This is a genomic window from Streptomyces sp. NPDC026538 (genome assembly GCF_055567535.1).
On sequence record NZ_JBVHQG010000016.1, the window covers coordinates 85274 to 104761 of the forward strand.

A 19488-nucleotide genomic window follows, 5' to 3' on the forward strand; every position below is an offset into this window, starting at 1 on the left:
GGGAAGGCGGACGGGCTCGGCGGATGCGGCGGGGTTTCCCCTCCTGTTTCTCGACCGGAAGTGTGAACCCCCCGCGCCGAGCAGGGCCAGCGCGACGGCTCCGGCGCCGGCGCAGCGACGCACGGCGAGCCGGTTACGGGGCATGGCCGGCATCGAGGGCCTCCAGGGACACTCCGTGGCGGACCGAGAAGAGGCGGACCGGGAAGAGGGCTTTCGATCACCATAAGCGGGTCCCGGTGAGCACGCCTCCCGGCGAGCGGGCCGGGCCGGGGCGCCGTATCCTGCCGCGATCACCGTCTTCCGACTCCTAACACGGTTTTGCCCCGGGTTCGATAACGATGTCACTCGATGGGGTGAAATGTGGATAAGCCATAACTCACATGGTGCGGCCACGGTTTAACCGGTGCGGGCGAGCGCCCGCAACAATGTCTGGAAGGCAGGGAACCTATGAAACGGGTTACCCGAAACGGTGTGATCGCCGTCGCCGCCGCCTCCGGTGCGATGGCCTTCGCGGCCCCGTCCTGGGCCGACGCCGGCGCAGACGGCGTCGCGGCCGGTTCGCCCGGAGTGATCTCCGGCAACGGCATTCAGCTGCCGGTGCACGTCCCGGTGAACGTGTGCGGGAACACCGTGAACGTGGTGGGGCTCCTGAACCCGGCGGCCGGCAACACCTGCGTGAACGAGGGCGGCACCGCTGACGGCAAGTCCGGCGGCTCTGCCTCGACCGGCGGCGCCGGTAACGGCAAGTCCGGCGGCTCGGCCACCACCGGCGGCGCGTCCGCGCAGGGCATCGAGGAGGACTCCCCCGGAGTGATCTCCGGCAATGGCATCCAGTTGCCGGTCGACCTCCCGGTCAACGTGAGCGGCAACAGCGTGAACGTGGTCGGGGCACTCAATCCGGCCACCGGCAACACCTCCGTGAACACCTCCGGCGACCACCCGAGCACGGAGACGCCGACCACCCCGACCCCGGTCAGGACCCACCCCGGTCCCAAGTCGGTCCACCCCGCCCCACCACCGGCCGCGACGGCCACGCTCGCCCACACCGGGACGGACCTCACGGGTACCGCCGCCGCGGGCGGCGCGGCGCTGCTGATCGCCGGGACCGTCCTGCACCGGCGCTTCCGGCCGGGCCGCATGCGCTGACCGTCCGGCGCGCTGCCGAGACGGCACGCCGAGAAACGTGCCTGCAGGCCCCACCGGACCCCGACCGGTGGGGCCTGTGCCATGTGCGTGTCCCGGCGCGCCGCTTCGGTCAACAGCCCCGTCGAAGCGGCCTGTTGCGCATGTTGACGGCTTGATCCCGGCGTGGTGCGGCGCCCGGCGATCGGGAAGGATGCTGCGGACGCGGCACCGCCCGCCGCGCTGTCCGACCGCACCCTGTGGCGGCCCGGGCCGCCCCGACCAGCCGCTGAATGGAGCGCATCGATGACCACTCCGGCCCCCCAGGACCTCGTCGTCACCCAGGCCACGCCCGACGACTGGCCGGTGGTCCGAGGCTGGGCCGTGGACGAGGGCTGGAATCCGGGGTTGGCGGACCTCCCCGCCTTCTTCGCCCAGGACCCCGAAGGGTTCTTCATCGGCCGCGTCGACGGCGCACCGGTGTCGGCCGTCTCCGTCGTCAACCACGGCCCCGACTACGCCTTCCTCGGCTGGTACCTGGTCCGCGCCGACCTGCGCGGCCACGGCCACGGCCTCGCCACCTGGAAGACCGCACTGGCCCACGCCGGCACCCGTACGGTCGGCCTCGACGGAGTGGTGGCCCAGCAGGACAACTACCGCCAGTCGGGCTTCGAACTGGCCTACCGCACCGCCCGGTTCGTGGGGTACGCCCCGGCCGCCGAGATCCCCGGGGGTGTCCGCCCGGCACGCGCCACCGACCTGCCGGCCGTCACCGCGTACGACGGCGCCTGCTGCCCGGCCGACCGGCCGCGGTTCGTGGCCGCCTGGCTGACCGGCGCCGGCCACCGGGCCTTCGTCCGCCACGACGGCGACCGCATCACCGGTTACGGCGTGATCCGCCCCGGGCACGATTGCCTGCGCATCGGCCCCCTGTTCGGCGACACCGCCGAGGACGCCCGCGCCGTGTTCACCGCCCTGATGGCCGAGGCGGCCGGCCGGCAGGTCGCCGTCGACGTGCCCGAGATCAGCACGGCGGGCGTCGCCCTCGCCGAAGAGGCCGGATTCACCCCGTCGTTCGAGACCGCCCGCATGTACACGGGTCCGGTCCGCGACTACGCCCTGGAGCGGGTCTTCGGGGTGACGACGCTCGAACTCGGCTGACCGGCGGAGCGACGCCGATACCGCGTACAACAACCTGGCGGCCGTGCGGCCGCGCCGGAGCGGGTAATTGCGTTGCCGCGGTGGCGCGCGGCTGGTGGAGTGCTCGGATGGATCACCAAGCGGTGCTCGCTCTGTACGACCGTGACATGCGCGAGGGCGCCCGGCCCGACGGTCCCGGCGCGCGAATCGAGCGCGCCGGCGCCGTGGTGCGCCAGGTGGCGGACAGTGAGGGATGGAACGGCGTTGTCTGGTCGGCCTTGAACGAGACGACCGCGGACCGTGCGATCGCCGAGCAGATCGACCGCTTCCGGGGGCTGGGCCGCGACTTCGAGTGGAAGCTCTACAGCCATGACCTCCCGTCGGACCTCGGGGCGAGGCTCCTCGAGGCCGGATTCCGGCCCGAGCCGGAGGAGACGCTGATGATCGCCGAGGGCGCCGAGCTGTCTGTCGACGCCGAACTCCCGGACGGCGTCCGGGTGGTGCAGGCCCTGGACGCGGTGGGCGTCGATCTCGTGGTGGACGTCCACGAGAAGGCGTTCGGCACGGACGGTTCACGGCTGCGGCACCAGTTGCAGACGCGGCTCGCCCAGCAGCCCGACACCGTGGTCGCGGTCGTCGCCCTGGCCGGGGACGAGCCGGTGAGCGCCGCGCGTATGGAGTTGGTGCCGGGGACGCGATTCGCCGGGTTGTGGGGCGGCGGCACGGTGGAAGGGTGGCGGGGACGCGGTGTCTACCGCGCCCTGGTAGCCCATCGGGCCCGTGCCGCCGCGGCTCACGGCTGTCGCTATCTGCAGGTGGACGCGTCTTCTATGAGCCGGCCGATCCTCGAGCGACTGGGTTTCCACGCGCTGAGCACGACCACGCCGTACCTCTACGCGATGTGAGCGGCGCGTTTCGGCTACCGGCGGGCCCTGGTCCGGTCGAGAGCCGCCACGCCCAGCGCCGCCAGTGCGATCTGGATGAACCACTCGATCCAGTCCGGCCCCTTGGTGTCCGCCACGCCGAAGCCGGCCGCGATCGCCGAGCCCAGCAGCGCCGCCACGATGCCGACGACGATGGTCAGCAGAATGCCGATGTGCTGACGGCCGGGAACGACCAGGCGCCCCAGCACACCGATGATGATACCGATGATGATGGCACTGATGATGCCCGAGATCTCCATGTCCGCCCCTCTTCGCCGCTACTCCGCTGAAGTCCAATCTGCCCGCTCAACTGACAGGCAGTCCCCTCCGGTTGTTACAGCGGTTTTCTGTTCATCGATCCGACATGCCATGTACCTTTCAATGAGTCGACGCGTGTAGAAATCTCAACCAGGTTCTACGCGCGAAGAGTTGGCGCCCCCACCGCCCTACCCCACCCCCTCATGGAGGTTCGCCGGATGTTCGGATCCAGCAGATCCCGCCACAGAATCACCACCGCCCTGGCCGGGTTCGCCCTGCTCACCACGGGAGCCGCCCTCCAGGTCGGCACCGCGGCCGCCCCCGCGCACGCGGCCACCACCTACCGCGTCCTGTTCGACGACGGCCACGCCGAGGAGGCCGGCAACGCGGACTGGATCATCTCCACCAGCAAGCCCGACCCGCTCTCCCAGGACTCCTCACCCTCCTCGGAGACGGACTGGACCGGCGCCCTCTCGTCATGGGGCGTCGCGCTCCAGAAGACCGGCGGCTACAGCCTGAAGACGGCCACCAGCGCGCTGACGTACGGCGGCTCGTCGACGACCGACCTGTCGAACTTCGACGCGCTGGTACTGCCCGAGCCGAACACGCTGTTCACGACCGCCGAGAAGACGGCCATCATGAACTTCGTGAAGAACGGCGGCGGCCTGTTCATGGTCTCCGACCACACCGGTGCCGACCGCAACAACGACGGCGAGGACGCCGTCGAGATCTTCAACGACCTGATGACGAACAACAGCGTCGACTCGACCGACCCATTCGGCTTCTCCATCGACACGCTCGACATCAGCTCCGGCTACCCGGCCGCGATCAGCGACAGCACCGACCCGGTCCTGCACGGCTCCTTCGGCACCGTCACCAAGAGCCTGATCGCCGACGGTACGACGGCGACCCTGAAGCCGTCGGACAACTCCGCGGTCAAGGGCCTCCTCTACCGCAGCGGTTACTCCGGCAACACCGGCGCCTTCTTCGCCACCAGCACCTTCGGCAGCGGGCGGGTCGCCTTCTGGGGCGACAGCTCGCCCATCGACGACGGCACCGGCCAGTCCGGCAACACGCTGTACGACGGCTGGAACGACAGCGGCGCCACCAACGCGGCCCTCGCCCTGAACGCCACCGCCTGGCTCGCCGGGGGCGGCAGCAGCGGCGGAGGCGGCGGGGGTGGTGGCGGTGGCGGCACCTGCACCGCCGCCCAGCTGCTCGGCAACCCCGGTTTCGAGTCCGGCAACACCACCTGGACCGCGAGCAGCGGGGTCATCACCAACTCCAGCAGCGAGGCCGCCCGCACCGGTTCGTACAAGGCCTGGCTCGACGGCTACGGATCCGCCCACACGGACACCCTGTCCCAGTCGGTGACCATTCCGTCCGGCTGCTCCGCGACCCTCAGCTTCTATCTGCACGTGGACACCGCGGAGACCACCACCAGCACCGCCTACGACAAGCTGACGGTGACGGCCGGATCCACCACCCTGGCCACGTACTCCAACCTCAACGCGGCCTCCGGATACGTCCTCAAGAGCATCGACGTCTCCTCCCTGGCCGGCACCACGGCCACCATCAAGTTCACCGGCGTCGAGGGATCGACCCTCCAGACGTCCTTCGTCATCGACGACACCGCGCTCAACGTGAGCTGAGCTCGGCGGACGGTTCCGGCGCGGCTGCCGGAACCGTCCGCTCCGCCGCGTTCCAGCCGGAGACCCGCACCCGGGGCTCCGAGCCGTGCAGATCGGCGGTGCGGTAGGTGGCCGTCAGGGTCGCCGACTCGCCCGGCCACAGGCTGACCTCGTTGTCCGACCAGCGCACCGGCAGCACCGGCCTGCCGTTCGCGTCGACGAGATGCACGTCCGTCAGCAGCGCCGGAGTCCTGTCCGTACCGGCGTTGCGGACCGTCACCGTGGTGGTCGACATGCCGTCCGCGGCCGTGGTCGACGCCGTGGCCGTGACCGGCACCTGGGCCATCGACGTCAGCCCCTTCAGATCCGCGTAGCCCGTCGTCGGCGTGTGGTACCAGTCGGTGCTCGCCCAGTCGAGGGTGTCCGCCTTGGTGGAGAGCCAGTAGACGTTGCGGCTCACCTCCCGGCCGGCCGCGTCGGTCAGGACCAGCCGCGCCAGGTACGTGGACGCCAGCCCGCTCACCGACGCCGGCAGGGTGAGCGCGGTGGTGTGCGCGCCGTCACCCTTGACCGAGAGACCGGTGACGGTCCGGTCGTACCGCTGGGTGCCGTCCGGGTCGAAGAGCGTCACCCGCGCGGTGAGCCGGGACTCCGCGGTGTGCCGGTTGTTCACCACGGCCACCGTGCGGTCGTCGTAGGAGTACTGGACGTGCAGCGGCTCGTTGGCCTTCTTCGCGCCGAAGTAGGCGCCGCCCTGGTCGAGGTAACGGTCCATCAGCTGCCAGTGCAGGGACGTCCAGCCGCTGTTGAACATCCAGTAGACGACCCCGGTGGACGGCTTGGCGGCGTCGGTCTGGTTGCGCCCGTACGCCTCGTACTGGGCGCGGACGTTCTCGTACTGGGCGAGCTGTGCCTTGCGGACGTAGTCGGTGAGGCTCTTCGGGGCGCCGTAGCGGCCGGTGAGGGCGGCGTCGTAGATCTTCAGGGTGCCGAAGGTCGCGGACGGTGAGCGGTGGTACTGCTTGGCGTCCGGGTTCTTCCAGAGGGTGTCGAGTTCGGCCGGGGTCATCATCCGGCGCAGGGTGTCGAGGGTGGGGATGTCCGGGCCGGCGCTGGTCTCCGAGTTGAAGCCGGTGGCGCCGCCCTCGCGCTTGGCGTACCAGTAGCCCGGCGGGACCCAGTCGTAGGGGCCGGTCATCTTCATGCCCGAACTGCCAAGCTGGGGAGCCGACTTGTCCGAGGCGGCGGGAACCACCGGGGCGGCCCAGTCGGCGGCGTCCAGGGCGTCCAGATAGCTCTTCTCGATCTTCGCGTCGGGCGCGGCGTCGCTGCCGATCAGGAAGGAGATCACGCTCGGGTGGTCACGCAGCCGGGAGGCCTCGGCGGCCATCGAGGCCTGGGCGACCAGGTAGTCGGCGGCGGTCCACTTCTCGCCGCTCTCGCCGCTGTTGGTCTGCCCCTCCCACTTGTCGCAGCACTCCCAGCCGGGCAGGGTGAGGACGCCGAGGCGGTCGGCGAGGTCGAAGAACTCGTCGGGCTCGATGTGGCCTTCCAGCCGGATGGCGTTGAGGCCCAGGTCCACGGCGTACCTGAGGCGGTCCTCGACGTAGGTCGAATCCCAGCGCAGGAACTCGTCCGGTGACCAGCCGCCGCCCTTGATCAGCAGCCTGCGGCCGTTGATCGAGTACTGGCGGGCGCCGTCGGAGTTCAGCGGGGCCCGCACGTCGCGGATGCCGAAGCTCTCGTGTGCGGTGTCCGACGCCGTCCCGCTGACCGAGGCGGTGAGGTCGAGGTCGTACAGCGGCTGGCCGCCCATGCCGGCCGGCCACCACACCTTCGGGGAGGTCAGGTGCAGGCCGGGGACGTCGGCGGGGGTGAAGGCGACGGTCTTGGTCTGGTGGGCGGCGAGGGCGACCGATCTGGTGACGGCCACCCCGGCGACCGTGCCCGAGACCTCGGCGGTGACCGGGGTGTCCGAGTCGTTGCGGGCCTGTGCCTTCACCGTCAGGTCGGCCGTCGCGAGGGACGGCACCGCGAGCTTCGTCACCACGTGCGCGTCGCGCAGCGCGACCGGGCCGCCGCGCCGGACCAGGACGTCACGGACGATGCCCATGTTCTGGTCGGGCGGGGGCTGGAGCCAGTCGAGCCAGCCCATGGTGAGGTTCTTGTTCGGGTTATTGGGCTGGATGCGGAAGGCGACCGTGTTCGTGCCGGACGTCACCAGGGAGGTGACGTCCAGCTCGTGGTGCGTGTAGGCGCCGGTGACGTCGGCGGTCGTCGCGACCCGGTGGCCGTTGACGTACACGTCGGCCGCCGAGATCACCCCGCTGAAGTCCAGATAGGTGCGCTGGGAGGTGTCCGTCACGGTGAAGTCGCTGCGATACCACCAGGGCACCTGGAAGGGTGACTTGGGGATCTTCTGCAGGTTGGTGGAGACGAACGGGTCGTCGTAGGCGCCGTCGGAGAGGAGTGCGGCCAGCACCGTGGAGCGGGGGCCCGCCGGATACCAGCCCTTGGCCGGATAGCCGGGGGAGGAGATCGCGGCCGCCGAGTCGCTCACGTCGGCCGTCGACCGGATCGCATAGCCGGACAGCGGGGTCCCCGACCCGGCGGTGGACGGCACACGGGTGATCCGGGCGGGCCCGTGGGCCGGGTCGCGGGCCCCGGCCCAGGCACTGGTGTTGAGTGAACCGAGCAGGCCCAGGGCCACGGCGGCCGTGGCGAGGCGGTGTCCGGGGGCGCGGCGAGGGAACACGGTGGTCTCCAGGCTCGTAAAGTTAGGAAACTTTACTAACCCGGCTCAAGCTAGGGTCCCAAGAGGGCCGTGTCAATCACCGTGGCGCCCGCGCGAGTTGGCGGCGGCGGATTCAGGACGCGGCCGACCTGCGCTCGAAGACCAGGTCACGGGCGGTGCCGAGGGCCGTGGCCACCGCGCCGAGCAGCACCGCGTCCTCGCCGAGCCGGCTGGGCGCGAGCTTCGGGCGCAGTGGGGTGAGCGTGCGCAGATGGTCCCGGACCGGACGCAGCAGCAGGTCGACGCTGTGGCCGACACCGCCGCCGAGCACCACCAGGTCGGGGTCGAGTACGGCCGCGGCGGCCGCCACCGTATGGGCGATCCGCTCGCCCTCGAGCCGTACCGCCTCGACGGCAGCCGGGTCGCCCTGCCGGGCCGCGTCGAACACGGACTTCGCGGTGAGCTGCCCGGTCATCCCGAACCGGCGCGCCGCCTCGACCACGGCCACCCCCGACACCGCGTCCTCCAGCCGCTCCGGCTTGCGCTGTCGCCCGGGCCAGGGCAGGAAGCCGATCTCCCCGGCGAGCCCGTGGGCGCCCGTGAACAGCCGCCCCTCGCTGACGACCCCCATCCCCAGACCGGTGCCGATCATGATGTACGCGAACAGTCGGCTGCCCGCTCCGACGCCGTACGTGTACTCGCCGAGCGCCGCGAGATTGGCGTCGTTGTGCACCTCCAGCGGGACGCCCAGCTCCTCGTGCATCCGGTCGAACAGCCCGGCGCGCCCCCAGCCCGGGAGGTGCATCGCGTACCGCACCCGTCGCTGCCGCTCGTCGTACACGCCCGGCGTGCCCACCACCCCGTGCACCACCTCGGCCGGATCGACCCCGGAGTTGGCGACGACCTGCCGCGCGGTGGTGACCAGCAGGTCGGCCATGGCGCCCGAGCCGCGGGCGCGGTTGCGCACGTCGGAGCGGGCGACCAGGGTGCCGTCCAGGTCGGCGACCGCCACCCGCAGCCAGCCGCGGCCCACGTCGACGCCGAGCGCGTACCCGGCCGACGGGTCGGGGGCGTACAGCACGGCGGTGCGGCCGCGCTCCGGCGCATGGGTGCCCACCTCGTGGACCAGGCCCGCCGACTCCAGTGCCGCGAGCGCGCTGGAGACCGTCGGTTTCGACAGGCCGGTCTCGCGGGCGAGTTGGGCGCGGGAGGCGGAACCGAGCAGGCGCAGCCGGTCCAGCAGCAGCCGCTCGTTGGTGCTGCGCAGTCGCTGCCGGCTCCAGGGCTGTTCCTGCTGCTCTACGACGTCGCTGGCGGCCATCACACCATTCTCACCGATTCCTGACGCATACTTGACGCATCTAGTAAGGCTCCTTAACTTTATCGGCCATCCCGCCGAATCGCCGCCGTCCGTCGTCAGCGTCCCGCCTCTTCCCCAGCGCCTCGCTCAGGAGCCCCCATGTCCGGTAGTCCCGGTAGTCCCGGTAGTCCCCTCGGTCCCGGTAGCCCGCCGTCCGACGGCGGTTTCGTCCGGCGCGTCGGCCTGTTCCAGGCCACCGCCATCAACATGAGCCAGATGTGCGGCATCGGCCCGTTCGTGACCATCCCGCTGATGGTGTCCGCGTTCGGCGGCCCGCAGGCGGTGATCGGTTTCGTCGCGGGCGCCCTGCTCGCGCTCTGCGACGGCCTCGTCTGGGCCGAACTCGGCGCCGCGATGCCCGGCTCCGGCGGCAGTTACGTCTACCTGCGCCAGGCCTTCCAGTACCGCACCGGACGCCTGATGCCGTTCCTGTTCGTCTGGACGGCGATGCTCTTCATCCCGCTGATCATGTCCACGGGCGTGGTCGGCTTCGTCCAGTACCTGGGCTATCTCGCCCCCGGCCTCGGCCAGACCTCCGGCGACCTGGTCGGGCTCGGCATCATCGCCCTGGTGGTGCTCCTGCTGTGGCGGGGGATCGAGCACATCGCCCGGATCACCGCCGTCATGTGGACGGTGATGATCGCCTCGGTGCTGCTGGTGATCGTCGCCGCGGCCTCCGACTTCAGCCCGCACCTCGCCTTCACCTACCCGGCGCACGCCTTCGACCTGACCAGCGACCACTTCTGGCTGGGCTTCGCCGCGGGCCTGACCATCGGCATCTACGACTACCTCGGCTACAACACCACCGCCTACATGGGTGCCGAGATCAAGGACCCGGGGCGCATCCTGCCGCGCTCCATCCTCTTCTCGATCGTCGGCATCATGGCGATCTACCTGCTGCTGCAGATCGGCACGCTCGGCGTCATCGACTGGCAGCGCATGACGAAGCCGGGCGACATCGCCTCGACCTCGGTGGCCTCCGCGGTCCTGGAGGAGACGTGGGGCAAGGGCGCCGCCGACACGGTGACCGTGCTGATCCTGATCACTGCCTTCGCCTCGGTCTTCACCGGCCTGCTCGGCGGCTCCAGGGTGCCCTACGACGCGGCCCGGGACCGGGTCTTCTTCCGCCCCTACGAGAAGCTCCACCCCAAGCACCGCTTCCCGACGCTGGGCCTGGCCACCATGGGCGTGATCACCGCGATCGGCTTCCTGATCGGCCGCCACACCGACCTGGCCACGCTCATCCAGCTGCTCACCACCGTGATGGTGATCGTGCAGGCACTGGCCCAGATCGTGGCGCTCACCGTGCTGCGCCGCCGCCGGCCGACGCTGAAACGGCCGTACCGGATGTGGCTCTACCCGGTGCCGAGCGTCGTCGCCTTCGCCGGCTGGTGCGTGATCTACGGCTACGCCGACAAGAACTCCCCGGGCCGCCACCCCATCGAGTGGTCCCTGGCCTGGCTCGTCCTCGGTTGTGTGGCGTTCCTGATCTGGGCCCGCCTGGAGAAGGTGTGGCCGTTCGGGCGCAGGGAGATCGACGAGGAGTACGCGACACCGGACAGCCCGGTCGCGGTGTAGTCTCCGGACCACACGTCAGCCTCTCCCGGCGGGATCAACTCCCGTCGGGTGAGGCTTTTTTCATGTCCGACACCACAGAAACCGACGTCGTCGTCCGCCCGGCCTCCGCCGAGGACCGCCCTGCCGTCGAACGGTTGTGGCTGATGTTCCGCCACGACCTGTCCGAGTTCCACCGGCTCCTGCCCGGTCCCGACGGGACGTTCCGCAGCGAACGCGTCGAGGACGCCTTCTCCTCGCCCGACTGGGCGCCCTACCTGTTCGTACAGGGCGAGCATCCGGTCGGCTTCGCGTTCGTCCGGGGCCTGGGCGCGCCCGTGCGGGTGCTCAACAGCTTCTTCGTGGTCCGCGGCGCCCGCCGGTCGGGCCTCGGGATGCGGACCGTCCGTGAGGTCCTCACCCGGCATCCGGGCAGCTGGGAGATCGCGTTCCAGTACGAGAACCCGGGCGCCGTCGCCTTCTGGCGGCGGGTCGCGGCCGAGCTCGCGGGCGACGCCTGGACGGAGGAGACCCGCCCGGTGCCGGGCCTGCCCGAGCTGCCGCCGGACGTGTGGATCTCGTTCGGCGTGGGGGTCCGAGGGCGCGCCACGCGCTGCCGACATTGACATGCAGGTATCTGACTGCATAACGTTGAGTGTGCGATCAGAGGATGACGGTGGGATGGACCAGGTCTTCAAGGCGCTCGCCGACGACACGCGCAGACGGTTGCTGGACCGGCTGCACGAGCAGAACGGGCAGACGCTGGGCGAGCTGTGCGAGCGCATCGCGATGACCCGGCAGTCGGTGACCCAGCATCTGGCCGTCCTGGAGGCCGCGAACCTGATCAGCACGGTGCGGCGGGGGCGGGAGAAGCTGCACTACCTCAACCCCGTGCCGCTCCACGAGATCCAGGAGCGGTGGATCGACAAGTTCGAGCGCCCGCGGCTGCGCGCGCTCGGCGACCTGAAGCGACGAGCCGAGGAAGCCATGAGCGACAAGCCCAGCTATGTCTACGTCACCTATATCGCCAGCACCCCCGAGAAGGTCTGGGACGCTCTCACGGACGCCGACCTGACCGCCGTCTACTGGGGGCATTCCAACGTCTCCGACTGGCGGCCCGGCTCCCGCTGGGAGCATGTGCGCACCGACGGCTCCGGCATCGCCGACGTGGTCGGCACGGTCGTCGAGAGCGAGCGACCCACCCGGCTGGTCACCAGCTGGGCCGCGCCGGAGCACGAAGGTGAGCCGGACCGGCACTCCCGGGTCACCTTCGACATCCAGCCGCACGCCGACATCGTCCGGCTCACCGTCACCCATGAGGACCTGGACGGCGAGGACGAGCTGCGCGCCATCTCGGCCGGCTGGCCGGCCGTGCTGTCCAACCTCAAGTCCCTCATCGAGACCGGCAGTCCGCTCCCGCAGGAGCCCTGGCTGGTGCCCGGCCGGTGACCAACGCGGCGGGGCCGGTCCGCCGTCACCGGACCGGTCCCGCGTCCTCCCTTCTGAGGGGGAGTTCTGTGTGGCTACGGAATGGGCGTCCGCCGGGCCGACGAAGCGGCACACACGACCCCGAGACAGAGTGTCAGCGCGCCGATGATCACGTTGTTGATGATGACGCCCGTGTCCGGGCTGCGGCCGACCACCCAGGGCGCGATGATCATCCAGATACCCAGGGCGCACATGGCCCAGCTGAGGCCGTACATGCGCTCCGGAGCCCGGGTGAACCCCAGCGCCAGCAGGCCTATCGCTATGCCCATGATCAGGTTGTGGGTCATCAGCGCCGGCTGGCTCGCCGCGTAGTGGAGGATCCACGGGGACGCCGCGCAGTACAGACCGAGCAGGAACACCGGTCCGTCCACGAGGGCCACATCACGACCGCCGAGCATGCGGGCGTAACGCTCCCGCATCTCGCCTACATCGGGGTGGCTCGATATGTCGCTTCTGCCGTGCGAGACGTTGGCCATGAGTCGTCTCCTTTGACTGTGCAGGCCTGACCGCGTCTGATGCGTGCGTTATACGCCGCTATCAGACATTCTGCTCTTATTTCCTCTTTATGTGTAGAGCGGGACGTCAGTGCCGGAGCGGGCGGAGTTTGCCGACCCGTACGAAGCTCCGCACCGTTTCTGCATCGAAAGGCGTACGGGAGGCGAACCGGTGAACGGCTCAGTCGCCCGCCTCCTGCTGGAGACAGCCGCGCAGCCGGCGCAGGCCACGGCGGGCGTGACTCTTGACGGTGCCCAGCGGCCAGCCGGTGCGTTCCGCGATCTGGGAGTGGGTGAGGTCCTCGTAGAAGGCCAGCCGGAGCACCCGCTGCTGAGGGGCGGGCAGCCTGGCCAGCTCGTGCAGGAGGATGACCCGGTCGAGGGCCGCGTCGGGCTGCCGGGCCGCCGGATCGACCAGGGCGAGCGACGAGCCGGCCGACGCGACCAGGGCGAGCCGGCGGGTCCGGGCGGCCAGCGCGTCGGCGATCTTCCGCCGGGTGATCCCCGTGATCCAGCCGCCGAACGAGCCGCGCTCCGGACGAAAGCCCCCGCGCCCGCGCCACACCCCGAGGAACACCTGCTGGGTCACGTCCTCCGCCTCCCTGGCATCGCCCAGGGAGCGCCAGGCCAGCGTGTGCACCAAGGCCGACCAGCGGCGATAGGCCGCCTCCAGGCAGTCCTCGTCACCCGCCACGAGCCCGCGCGCGAGCTCCTCGTCGGTGAGGGACTCCGCCGCCGGCGCCGACGCGACGGCACTGTCCTGCGGGCTCATGACAGCGGCTCCTCACGTCGCACGACGATCTGCAGGGAACTCGCGGCCCGGCCGGACGGCTGCCGGAAGGGCGGACCGGGGACGGCCGCCGCCGTGAGCCCTGACACCGCCATCGTCCGAGGGGCCGAACCAGTTCATCAACTCGCATCGGTTCTGCGTCGTATAGTCGCTGCCATGAGTCAGCCATCCGCGTGCGGGGACTCCCCGCACGCCGAGGTGCAGGACCGGCCCGGACGGTCCGCGAAGGCGGCGGACGTGCCCCTGACGACCGGGGCACTGGCCCGTCGGCTGGGGGTGTCGCCCACCACGCTCCGCTCCTGGGACCGCCGCTACGGCGTCGGGCCCGCGGTCCGCGCCGACGGACGGCACCGCCGCTGGACCCCGCAGGACGTGGCCGTGCTCGAGGAGATGTGCCGGCTGACCTCGTCGGGGGTGCCGCCGGCCGAGGCCGCCCGCGCCGCCAGGGAGACGGCCGAGGCACCGCCGGGGGCGGCCGGAACGACGGTACGCCCGCCGGACCGCGGTCCTTCGCACGCGGCCGGCGCGCTGTCGCTCGCCGACGTGCGCCAGGAGTGCCGCGGGCTGGCCCGTGCGGCCGTACGGCTGCACTCCCCGGCCGTCGAGGAACTGCTGACCGCCGCCGTGGAGCAGTACGGCATCGCCGTCGCCTGGCAGGAGGTGATGGTGCCGACCCTGCACGCCGTCGGACGCAAGTGGGCCTCCTCAGGCGACCGTTACGTCGAGGTCGAGCACCTGCTGTCCTGGCACGTCTCCACCGCCCTGCGCCGTCGCACTCCGCCGCCCGCCCGGCAGGGCACCGGACCCGTCGTCCTGGCCTGTGTGCCCGGCGAGCAGCACACCCTGCCGATCGAGGCGCTCAACGCCGGACTGGGCGAACTGAGGCTGCCCACCCGCATGTTCGGCGCCGCCGTGCCTGCGGAGGCGCTCGCGGCGGCGGTGCGGCGGCTGGGCCCGTCGGCCGTGGTGCTGTGGGCGCAGGCGCGCTCCACGGCCAGCCTGCCGCTGGCGCGGCACGTCGCCGACACCCAGTGGGGGGTGAGGGGGGCGCGCCGCCGTCCCCTCGTCGTGCTGGGCGGGCCCGGCTGGTCCGGTCCGTCGGTCCGCGGAATGCTCCGACCGCCGAGCCTGCAGCACGCCCTCGACGTCCTCGCCGTCGCCCACCGGGAAGGACCGTCCGGCGAACCGGCCTGACGGTCACTTCCGGGGAGGTCGGGCAGCGGCAGCCGCATCCGGGGTACACGGGGGACGGGAAGTCATTCCCGCACGCGTGCGCCGTCGCGCACGGCCGACGCCGGCCGGGACCCCACCCGGCGGCCCGACAGCCGAGGGGCCCGCCATGCCAGCGTCCGCCCGAACCCCCGACGTTCTCGTGATCGGCGCAGGCGTCGCCGGACTGGCCTGCGCCCGGGACCTGCTGAGTGCCGGGCTCGACGTCCGGGTTCTCGAAGCGTCCGACGCGGTCGGCGGACGGATGCGCTCCGACCGGGTCGACGGTTTCGTCGTCGACCGCGGCTTCCAGGTCTTCAACACCTCGTATCCCCAGGTCCGCCGCCGGCTGTCGCTGCGTGCCCTCAGGCTCCGGCCGTTCACGCCCGGCTTCCTCGTCCACACCGGGGACGGCGGCCCGCTGCGCTTCGGCGACCCCACCCGGCGGCCCCGCACCCTGCCCGACCTGGTCACGGGGCGGGTCGCCGGCCCCCGCGACCTCGCGGCCCTCGCGCTGCTGTCGGCCCGGGACATGCTCTCCCCGGTACGGCTGGTGAAGCGGTCGCAGGACCGCACCACCCGCACCGCGCTGGCCGCCGCCGGATTGTCCGAGGACTTCGTCGAACGGTTCCTCCGGCCGTTCCTGTCGGGCGTGTTCCTGGAGGACGACCTGGAGACGTCCAGCCGGTTCTTCCACCTCGTCTGGCGCAGCATGCTGCGCGGCACCCTGTGCCTGCCGGCCGCCGGGATCGGCGCGGTGCCCGACGCGCTCGCCGCCGCCCTGCCCGGCGGGACGGTCCGGCTGGACACACCGGTGACCGCCCTCACCGACGACGGCGCCGTCACGGCCGACGGCACCGAGGTGCCCGCACGTGCCGCGGTGGTGGCGACCGGCCCGGGCCCGGCCGCCGGCCTGCTCCCCGGCCTGGACGTCCCCGGCGGGCGGACGGTGACGACGTACCACCACGTCGCCCCGCGCTCGCCGCTGGGCGAGCCCACCCTCCTCGTCGACGGGCGCCGCTGCTTCCTCAACACCTGCGTCCTCAGCGACGTGGTCCCGGGCCACGCGCCGGCCGGTTCCGCGCTCGTCGCCACCTCGGTCCTCGGCGCGGCCGAGGAAGGACGGGAGCCGTCGGTGCGCGCGGCGCTGGCCGAGGCGTACGGCACCGACACCGCCGGCTGGGACCTGCTCACCACCTGCACGGTCCGGGACGCGCTGCCCGCGATGCCGCCCCCGTGGCCGCTCAGCCGCACCACCCGGGTGGGCCCGGGTCGCCATGTGTGCGGGGACCACCGCGCCACCGGCTCGGTCCAGGGCGCCCTCGCCTCCGGGGCCCGCGCCGCCCGCGAGGTGCTGGCGGAGCTGCACCGCGGCTAGCCGGCCACCGGAGTCAGGGCGGACCGTCGCCCCGCCGGCTCGCCGCGCGCAGGAGTTCGTCGGCATCACGCGGTCGTAGCCGTCGACGAAGCAGCGGTGGAACCAGTCGCGCTGTCACCGACGGCCTGCCGGAGTCCCTCGCGGTGGGTCTCGGCCCGCACGTACCGCACCCGGTCGCCCGGTTCGGCCGCGCGATGCCGCAGCGCGGACAGCACGAGAGGGGCCTTGGTCCGGTGGAAGCGCCGGCCCCGGAAGGCCGACCTGGCGTCGGTCGTCACGACCGGAGCGCCTGGGTCGGGGCCGGCGTCGCCGGCGGCCAGGAAGTGCGGGCCGAGCTGGTCGCCGAAAAGCCTGTGCGGAGTGGCCATGCGCGGGGTCCTTCAGTCGTGGGCGCGAGCCCTCTTGAAGCGGGCGAGGCCTTCGGACAGCTCGACCACCGGGTCCGGGTAGTCGCCGAGACCGGCCCGCTCCGGCCCCCGCAGCTTCCAGGGCTCGTGCACCGCCGGGCCGCCGACCGCGGCGAGTTCGGGAACCCAGCGGCGGACGTACGCCCCGTCGGGGTCGTAGCGCTTGGCCTGGGTCACGGGGTTCAGGACGCGGTTGGGGCGGGTGTCGGTGCCGGTGCCCGCCATCCACTGCCAGTTGAGCTGGTTGTTGGCGACGTCGCCGTCGACCAGGAGGTCCAGGAAATGGCGGGCGCCCACGCGCCAGTCGACGTACAGGGTCTTGGCGAGGAAACTCGCGGCCAGCAGCCGGCCCCGGTTGTGCATCCAGCCCTCGTGACGCAGCTGGCGCATCGCCGCGTCGATCACCGGGTATCCGGTGCGCCCCTCCTTCCAGGCCTCGATGTCCTCGCGCGCGGCGTACTCGGAGCGCCAGTGGTCACGTTTGGTCCGGTAGTCGGCCGTGGCGGTCGCGGGCCGGGCGGCGAGCACCTGACGGTGGAAGTCACGCCAGGCGAGCTGCCGTACGAAGGCCGCCGCGCCGGGTCCGCCCGCCCGGCGCGCCCGGTGGACCAGTTCGACGGAGGAGAGCGTCCCGAAGTGCAGATGGGGCGAGAGCCGGGAGGTGGCGTCGCCCGCCAGGTCGTCGCGGCGGTCCTCGTACGCGGCGATCCCGTCGCGCAGCCAGGCGGACACGCGCCTGCGGCCCGCGGTCTCCCCGCCGGCCGCCAGGCCCTCGGAGACCCCGGAGAGATCCGCGCGGGCGGGCAGCTCCTCGGAGCCGACGCCGTCCGGGACCCGCACGGTGCGCGGCGCGGCCAGCGCGTCTCGCAGCCGCACTGCGGACCACTGGCGGAAGTACGGGGTGAAGACGGCGAAGTGGTCCGAGGAGGCCGGGGTGAGGTCACCTGGCGTCACGGCGGTGGTCACGGTGTCGTGCACGTGCAGCCGCCGCCCCTCCGGCTCCAGCGCCCGACGCAGCCGCCGTTCCCGCAGCTGGGCGTAGGCGCTGACGTCGCCGGCCAGGTGGACCTCGTCGGCGTCCGTCTCGGCGGCCACCTTGCACACCTCATCGACGACGTCGCCGGAGCGCACCACCAGCCGGCCGCCCCGCTTGCGCAGACCGCCGTCGAGGTCCCGCAGGCAGTCGGCGAGGAAGGCCATCCGGTTGGGCACGGCGAAGCCGGCGTCCGAGACGCCCGTGTCGCGTACGAACAACGGGACCACCTCGCGGGCCTCGCCGGCCGCCCGCAGCGGCGGATGGTCGTGCAGACGCAGGTCGGCGGTGAACAGGACGACCGAGACGTTCATGGTGCTTCTCCGGAGTCGAATGGCGGGTGGCCGGTGGGCTGCTTCCGGGCCGGCCGGCCCTGCGGATGCGGCCGTCACCCGCGGGGCGTGAATTCCCTCGAGGGGGTGACCGGGGCGCGGGCCGCGGCGAGTGCGATGTTGCGGGCCATGCCGCCGAACACGACCGTGTGGAAGGGGGAGACACTCCACCAGTAGGCGTGGCCGAGCAGCCCGTGCGGATGGAACATGGCCCGCTGGCGGTAGCGGGTACGGCCCCCGGGGTCCGTGTCGGCGTACATCTCCAGCCAGGCGAGACCCGGCAGCCGCATCTCGGCCCGCAGCCGCAGCAGACGCCCGGGTTCGATCTCCTCCACCCGCCAGAAGTCCAGCGAGTCGCCGACCCGCAGCCGTGCCGCGTCCCGCCGCCCCCGGCGCAGCCCCACCCCGCCCACCAGCCGGTCCAGGCCGCCCCGCACCGCCCAGGCCAGCGGGAAGGAGTACCAGCCGTTGTCCCCGCCGATCCCCTCGATCACCCGCCACAGGGCCTCGCGTGAGGCGTTCACGGTCAGCTCCCGCCGGTCCGTGTACAGGCTGCCGCCCGCCCAGTCGGGGTCGGTGGGCAGCGGGTCGCTGGGCGCGCCCGGCACCGACGCCGACGACCAGCGGGTGGTCACCTGCGCGTCCTGGATGCGCTGCAGAGCCAGCCGTACCGCCTCGTCGAAGCCGAACGGATGCCCGGGAGGGTCCGGCACGTACCGCGCGATGTCGTGCTCGTGGCAGACGACCTCGTGGCGCAGCGACTCGGTCAGCGGCCGGGCGATCGACGCGGGGACCGGGGTGACCAGTCCGACCCAGTGACTGGACAGGCCGGGGGTCAGCACCGGCACGGGGAAGATGACCCGGCGGGGCAGTCCGGCGACCGCCGCGTACCGCACCATCATGTCGCGGTAGGTCAGGACGTCCGGGCCGCCGATGTCGAAGGCGCGGCTGACGCCGGCCGGCATCCGGGCGCTGCCGACGAGGTACCGCAGCACGTCCCGGACCGCCACGGGCTGGATACGGGTGCGCACCCAGCTGGGGGTGATCATGACCGGCAGACGCTCGGTGAGATAGCGCAGCATCTCGAAGGAGACGGAGCCCGAACCGATGACCACCGCGGCCCGCAGCACGGTCGTGGGCACCCCTGAACCCAGCAGGATCCGGCCCACCTCGGCCCGGGACCGCAGATGCGGCGACAGCTCGGACTCCGGCACACCCGACGGCGTCAGACCGCCGAGGTAGACGATGCGCCGTACCCCCGCGGCCCGGGCCGCCTCGCCGAAGATCCGCGCCGCCTTCCGGTCGGTCGCCTCGAAGTCGTCGCCACTGCCCAGAGCGTGCACCAGGTAGTAGGCCACGTCGACGCCCCGCATGGCCTCGGCGACGTCGGCGGCTTCCGTGACGTCGCCCCGCACCACCTCCGCCTGGCCGGCCCACGGGTGGTCGCGCAGCTTGCCGGGGGAGCGCGCCAGGCAGCGCACCCGATGGCCCTCGGCGAGCAGCTCCGGCACCAGCCTGCCACCGATGTATCCGGTCGCCCCGGTCACCAGGCAACGCAGACCCGAGGCGTCGTCGTCAGCGTTCATCAGCTCTGCGTCCTCCGCGTCGGCCCCCCTGGAGATCACTTCCCCGTGT

Annotated in this window: 16 protein-coding genes and 1 pseudogene; 9 read left to right on the forward strand and 8 right to left on the reverse strand. The window is 72.0% G+C overall.

The annotated features are described in order from the left end of the window. Positions 1-447: 447 nt before the first annotated feature. The 3 genes from ACZ4N4_RS42310 (at position 448) to ACZ4N4_RS42320 (ending at position 3167) form a co-directional block, all read left to right on the forward strand. Positions 448-1146, forward strand: coding sequence for a chaplin (locus ACZ4N4_RS42310; protein ID WP_467599238.1), 699 nt, complete (start codon positions 448-450; stop codon positions 1144-1146). 282 nt (positions 1147-1428) lie between these two features. Further along, on the forward strand, positions 1429-2283 hold the full coding sequence (locus ACZ4N4_RS42315; protein WP_467599241.1) for a GNAT family N-acetyltransferase: 855 nt from the start codon (positions 1429-1431) through the stop codon (positions 2281-2283). Positions 2284-2390: 107 nt separating this feature from the next. Beyond that, positions 2391-3167 (forward strand): GNAT family N-acetyltransferase, encoded by a 777-nt coding sequence (locus ACZ4N4_RS42320; protein WP_467599244.1) that lies wholly within the window; start codon positions 2391-2393, stop codon positions 3165-3167. A 14-nt stretch (positions 3168-3181) separates the two neighbouring features. On the opposite strand, the gene ACZ4N4_RS42325 is transcribed toward ACZ4N4_RS42320, so the two are convergent. Further along, positions 3182-3445 (reverse strand): GlsB/YeaQ/YmgE family stress response membrane protein, encoded by a 264-nt coding sequence (locus ACZ4N4_RS42325; protein WP_360486309.1) that lies wholly within the window; start codon positions 3443-3445, stop codon positions 3182-3184. Between the two features lie 216 nt (positions 3446-3661). Here ACZ4N4_RS42325 and ACZ4N4_RS42330 point away from each other — a divergent pair, with 216 nt between their 5' ends. Then, positions 3662-5095, forward strand: coding sequence for a hydrolase (locus ACZ4N4_RS42330; RefSeq protein ID WP_467599248.1), 1434 nt, complete (start codon positions 3662-3664; stop codon positions 5093-5095). On the opposite strand, the gene ACZ4N4_RS42335 is transcribed toward ACZ4N4_RS42330, so the two are convergent. Beyond that, complete coding sequence (locus ACZ4N4_RS42335; protein WP_467599250.1) at positions 5082-7829, reverse strand: glycoside hydrolase family 2 protein; 2748 nt, start codon at positions 7827-7829, stop codon at positions 5082-5084. The genes ACZ4N4_RS42330 and ACZ4N4_RS42335 overlap by 14 nt on opposite strands. Before the next feature lie 112 nt (positions 7830-7941). Then, entirely contained in the window at positions 7942-9129 is a 1188-nt protein-coding gene (locus ACZ4N4_RS42340) for an ROK family transcriptional regulator (protein WP_467599253.1), read from the reverse strand. Positions 9130-9267: 138 nt separating this feature from the next. Here ACZ4N4_RS42340 and ACZ4N4_RS42345 point away from each other — a divergent pair, with 138 nt between their 5' ends. From ACZ4N4_RS42345 to ACZ4N4_RS42355, 3 genes are all read left to right on the forward strand, one after another. Next, positions 9268-10746: an APC family permease gene (locus ACZ4N4_RS42345; protein WP_467599256.1), complete on the forward strand. Its 1479-nt coding sequence runs from the start codon at positions 9268-9270 to the stop codon at positions 10744-10746. 62 nt (positions 10747-10808) lie between these two features. Further along, positions 10809-11348 (forward strand): GNAT family N-acetyltransferase, encoded by a 540-nt coding sequence (locus ACZ4N4_RS42350; RefSeq protein WP_467599259.1) that lies wholly within the window; start codon positions 10809-10811, stop codon positions 11346-11348. Between the two features lie 55 nt (positions 11349-11403). Beyond that, positions 11404-12171 carry an ArsR/SmtB family transcription factor gene (locus tag ACZ4N4_RS42355; protein ID WP_453575727.1) on the forward strand — a complete coding sequence of 256 codons (768 nt, stop codon included), beginning with the start codon at positions 11404-11406 and terminating at the stop codon, positions 12169-12171. A 74-nt stretch (positions 12172-12245) separates the two neighbouring features. Here the strand turns inward: ACZ4N4_RS42355 and ACZ4N4_RS42360 are convergent, their stop codons facing one another. Both ACZ4N4_RS42360 and ACZ4N4_RS42365 read right to left on the reverse strand, forming a co-directional pair. Then, positions 12246-12686, reverse strand: coding sequence for an SPW repeat protein (locus ACZ4N4_RS42360; RefSeq protein ID WP_453575730.1), 441 nt, complete (start codon positions 12684-12686; stop codon positions 12246-12248). 199 nt (positions 12687-12885) lie between these two features. Next, positions 12886-13476, reverse strand: coding sequence for an RNA polymerase sigma factor (locus tag ACZ4N4_RS42365; protein ID WP_467599263.1), 591 nt, complete (start codon positions 13474-13476; stop codon positions 12886-12888). Between the two features lie 174 nt (positions 13477-13650). On the opposite strand from ACZ4N4_RS42365, the gene ACZ4N4_RS42370 reads away from it, so the two are divergent. Together ACZ4N4_RS42370 and ACZ4N4_RS42375 are read left to right on the forward strand one after the other, a co-directional pair. Next, the gene (locus tag ACZ4N4_RS42370; RefSeq protein WP_467599266.1) at positions 13651-14688 is read left to right on the forward strand and encodes a MerR family transcriptional regulator; all 1038 of its coding nucleotides are present in this window, start codon (positions 13651-13653) and stop codon (positions 14686-14688) included. A gap of 145 nt (positions 14689-14833) precedes the next feature. Beyond that, positions 14834-16081: an NAD(P)/FAD-dependent oxidoreductase gene (locus ACZ4N4_RS42375; protein ID WP_467599269.1), complete on the forward strand. Its 1248-nt coding sequence runs from the start codon at positions 14834-14836 to the stop codon at positions 16079-16081. 113 nt (positions 16082-16194) lie between these two features. Here the strand turns inward: ACZ4N4_RS42375 and ACZ4N4_RS42380 are convergent. From ACZ4N4_RS42380 to ACZ4N4_RS42390, 3 genes and pseudogenes are all read right to left on the reverse strand, one after another. Next, positions 16195-16449 (reverse strand): annotated as a pseudogene (locus ACZ4N4_RS42380) (cryptochrome/photolyase family protein); the annotation flags it as partial. Between the two features lie 12 nt (positions 16450-16461). Continuing rightward, a complete protein-coding gene (locus ACZ4N4_RS42385) occupies positions 16462-17835 on the reverse strand; it encodes a cryptochrome/photolyase family protein (RefSeq protein WP_467599272.1) in 1374 nt (457 codons plus the stop codon). A gap of 74 nt (positions 17836-17909) precedes the next feature. Then, a complete protein-coding gene (locus tag ACZ4N4_RS42390) occupies positions 17910-19439 on the reverse strand; it encodes an SDR family oxidoreductase (RefSeq protein ID WP_467599275.1) in 1530 nt (509 codons plus the stop codon). Positions 19440-19488: the final 49 nt, after the last annotated feature.

Coding starts and splice junctions, on each gene's coding strand:
- ACZ4N4_RS42310 (WP_467599238.1), top strand. CDS start 448: ATGAAACGGGTTACCCGAAACGGTGTGATCGCCGTCGCCGCCGCCTCC.
- ACZ4N4_RS42315 (WP_467599241.1), top strand. CDS start 1,429: ATGACCACTCCGGCCCCCCAGGACCTCGTCGTCACCCAGGCCACGCCC.
- ACZ4N4_RS42320 (WP_467599244.1), top strand. CDS start 2,391: ATGGATCACCAAGCGGTGCTCGCTCTGTACGACCGTGACATGCGCGAG.
- ACZ4N4_RS42325 (WP_360486309.1), bottom strand. CDS start 3,445: ATGGAGATCTCGGGCATCATCAGTGCCATCATCATCGGTATCATCATC.
- ACZ4N4_RS42330 (WP_467599248.1), top strand. CDS start 3,662: ATGTTCGGATCCAGCAGATCCCGCCACAGAATCACCACCGCCCTGGCC.
- ACZ4N4_RS42340 (WP_467599253.1), bottom strand. CDS start 9,129: ATGGCCGCCAGCGACGTCGTAGAGCAGCAGGAACAGCCCTGGAGCCGG.
- ACZ4N4_RS42345 (WP_467599256.1), top strand. CDS start 9,268: ATGTCCGGTAGTCCCGGTAGTCCCGGTAGTCCCCTCGGTCCCGGTAGC.
- ACZ4N4_RS42350 (WP_467599259.1), top strand. CDS start 10,809: ATGTCCGACACCACAGAAACCGACGTCGTCGTCCGCCCGGCCTCCGCC.
- ACZ4N4_RS42355 (WP_453575727.1), top strand. CDS start 11,404: ATGGACCAGGTCTTCAAGGCGCTCGCCGACGACACGCGCAGACGGTTG.
- ACZ4N4_RS42360 (WP_453575730.1), bottom strand. CDS start 12,686: ATGGCCAACGTCTCGCACGGCAGAAGCGACATATCGAGCCACCCCGAT.
- ACZ4N4_RS42365 (WP_467599263.1), bottom strand. CDS start 13,476: ATGAGCCCGCAGGACAGTGCCGTCGCGTCGGCGCCGGCGGCGGAGTCC.
- ACZ4N4_RS42370 (WP_467599266.1), top strand. CDS start 13,651: ATGAGTCAGCCATCCGCGTGCGGGGACTCCCCGCACGCCGAGGTGCAG.
- ACZ4N4_RS42375 (WP_467599269.1), top strand. CDS start 14,834: ATGCCAGCGTCCGCCCGAACCCCCGACGTTCTCGTGATCGGCGCAGGC.
- ACZ4N4_RS42385 (WP_467599272.1), bottom strand. CDS start 17,835: ATGAACGTCTCGGTCGTCCTGTTCACCGCCGACCTGCGTCTGCACGAC.
- ACZ4N4_RS42390 (WP_467599275.1), bottom strand. CDS start 19,439: ATGAACGCTGACGACGACGCCTCGGGTCTGCGTTGCCTGGTGACCGGG.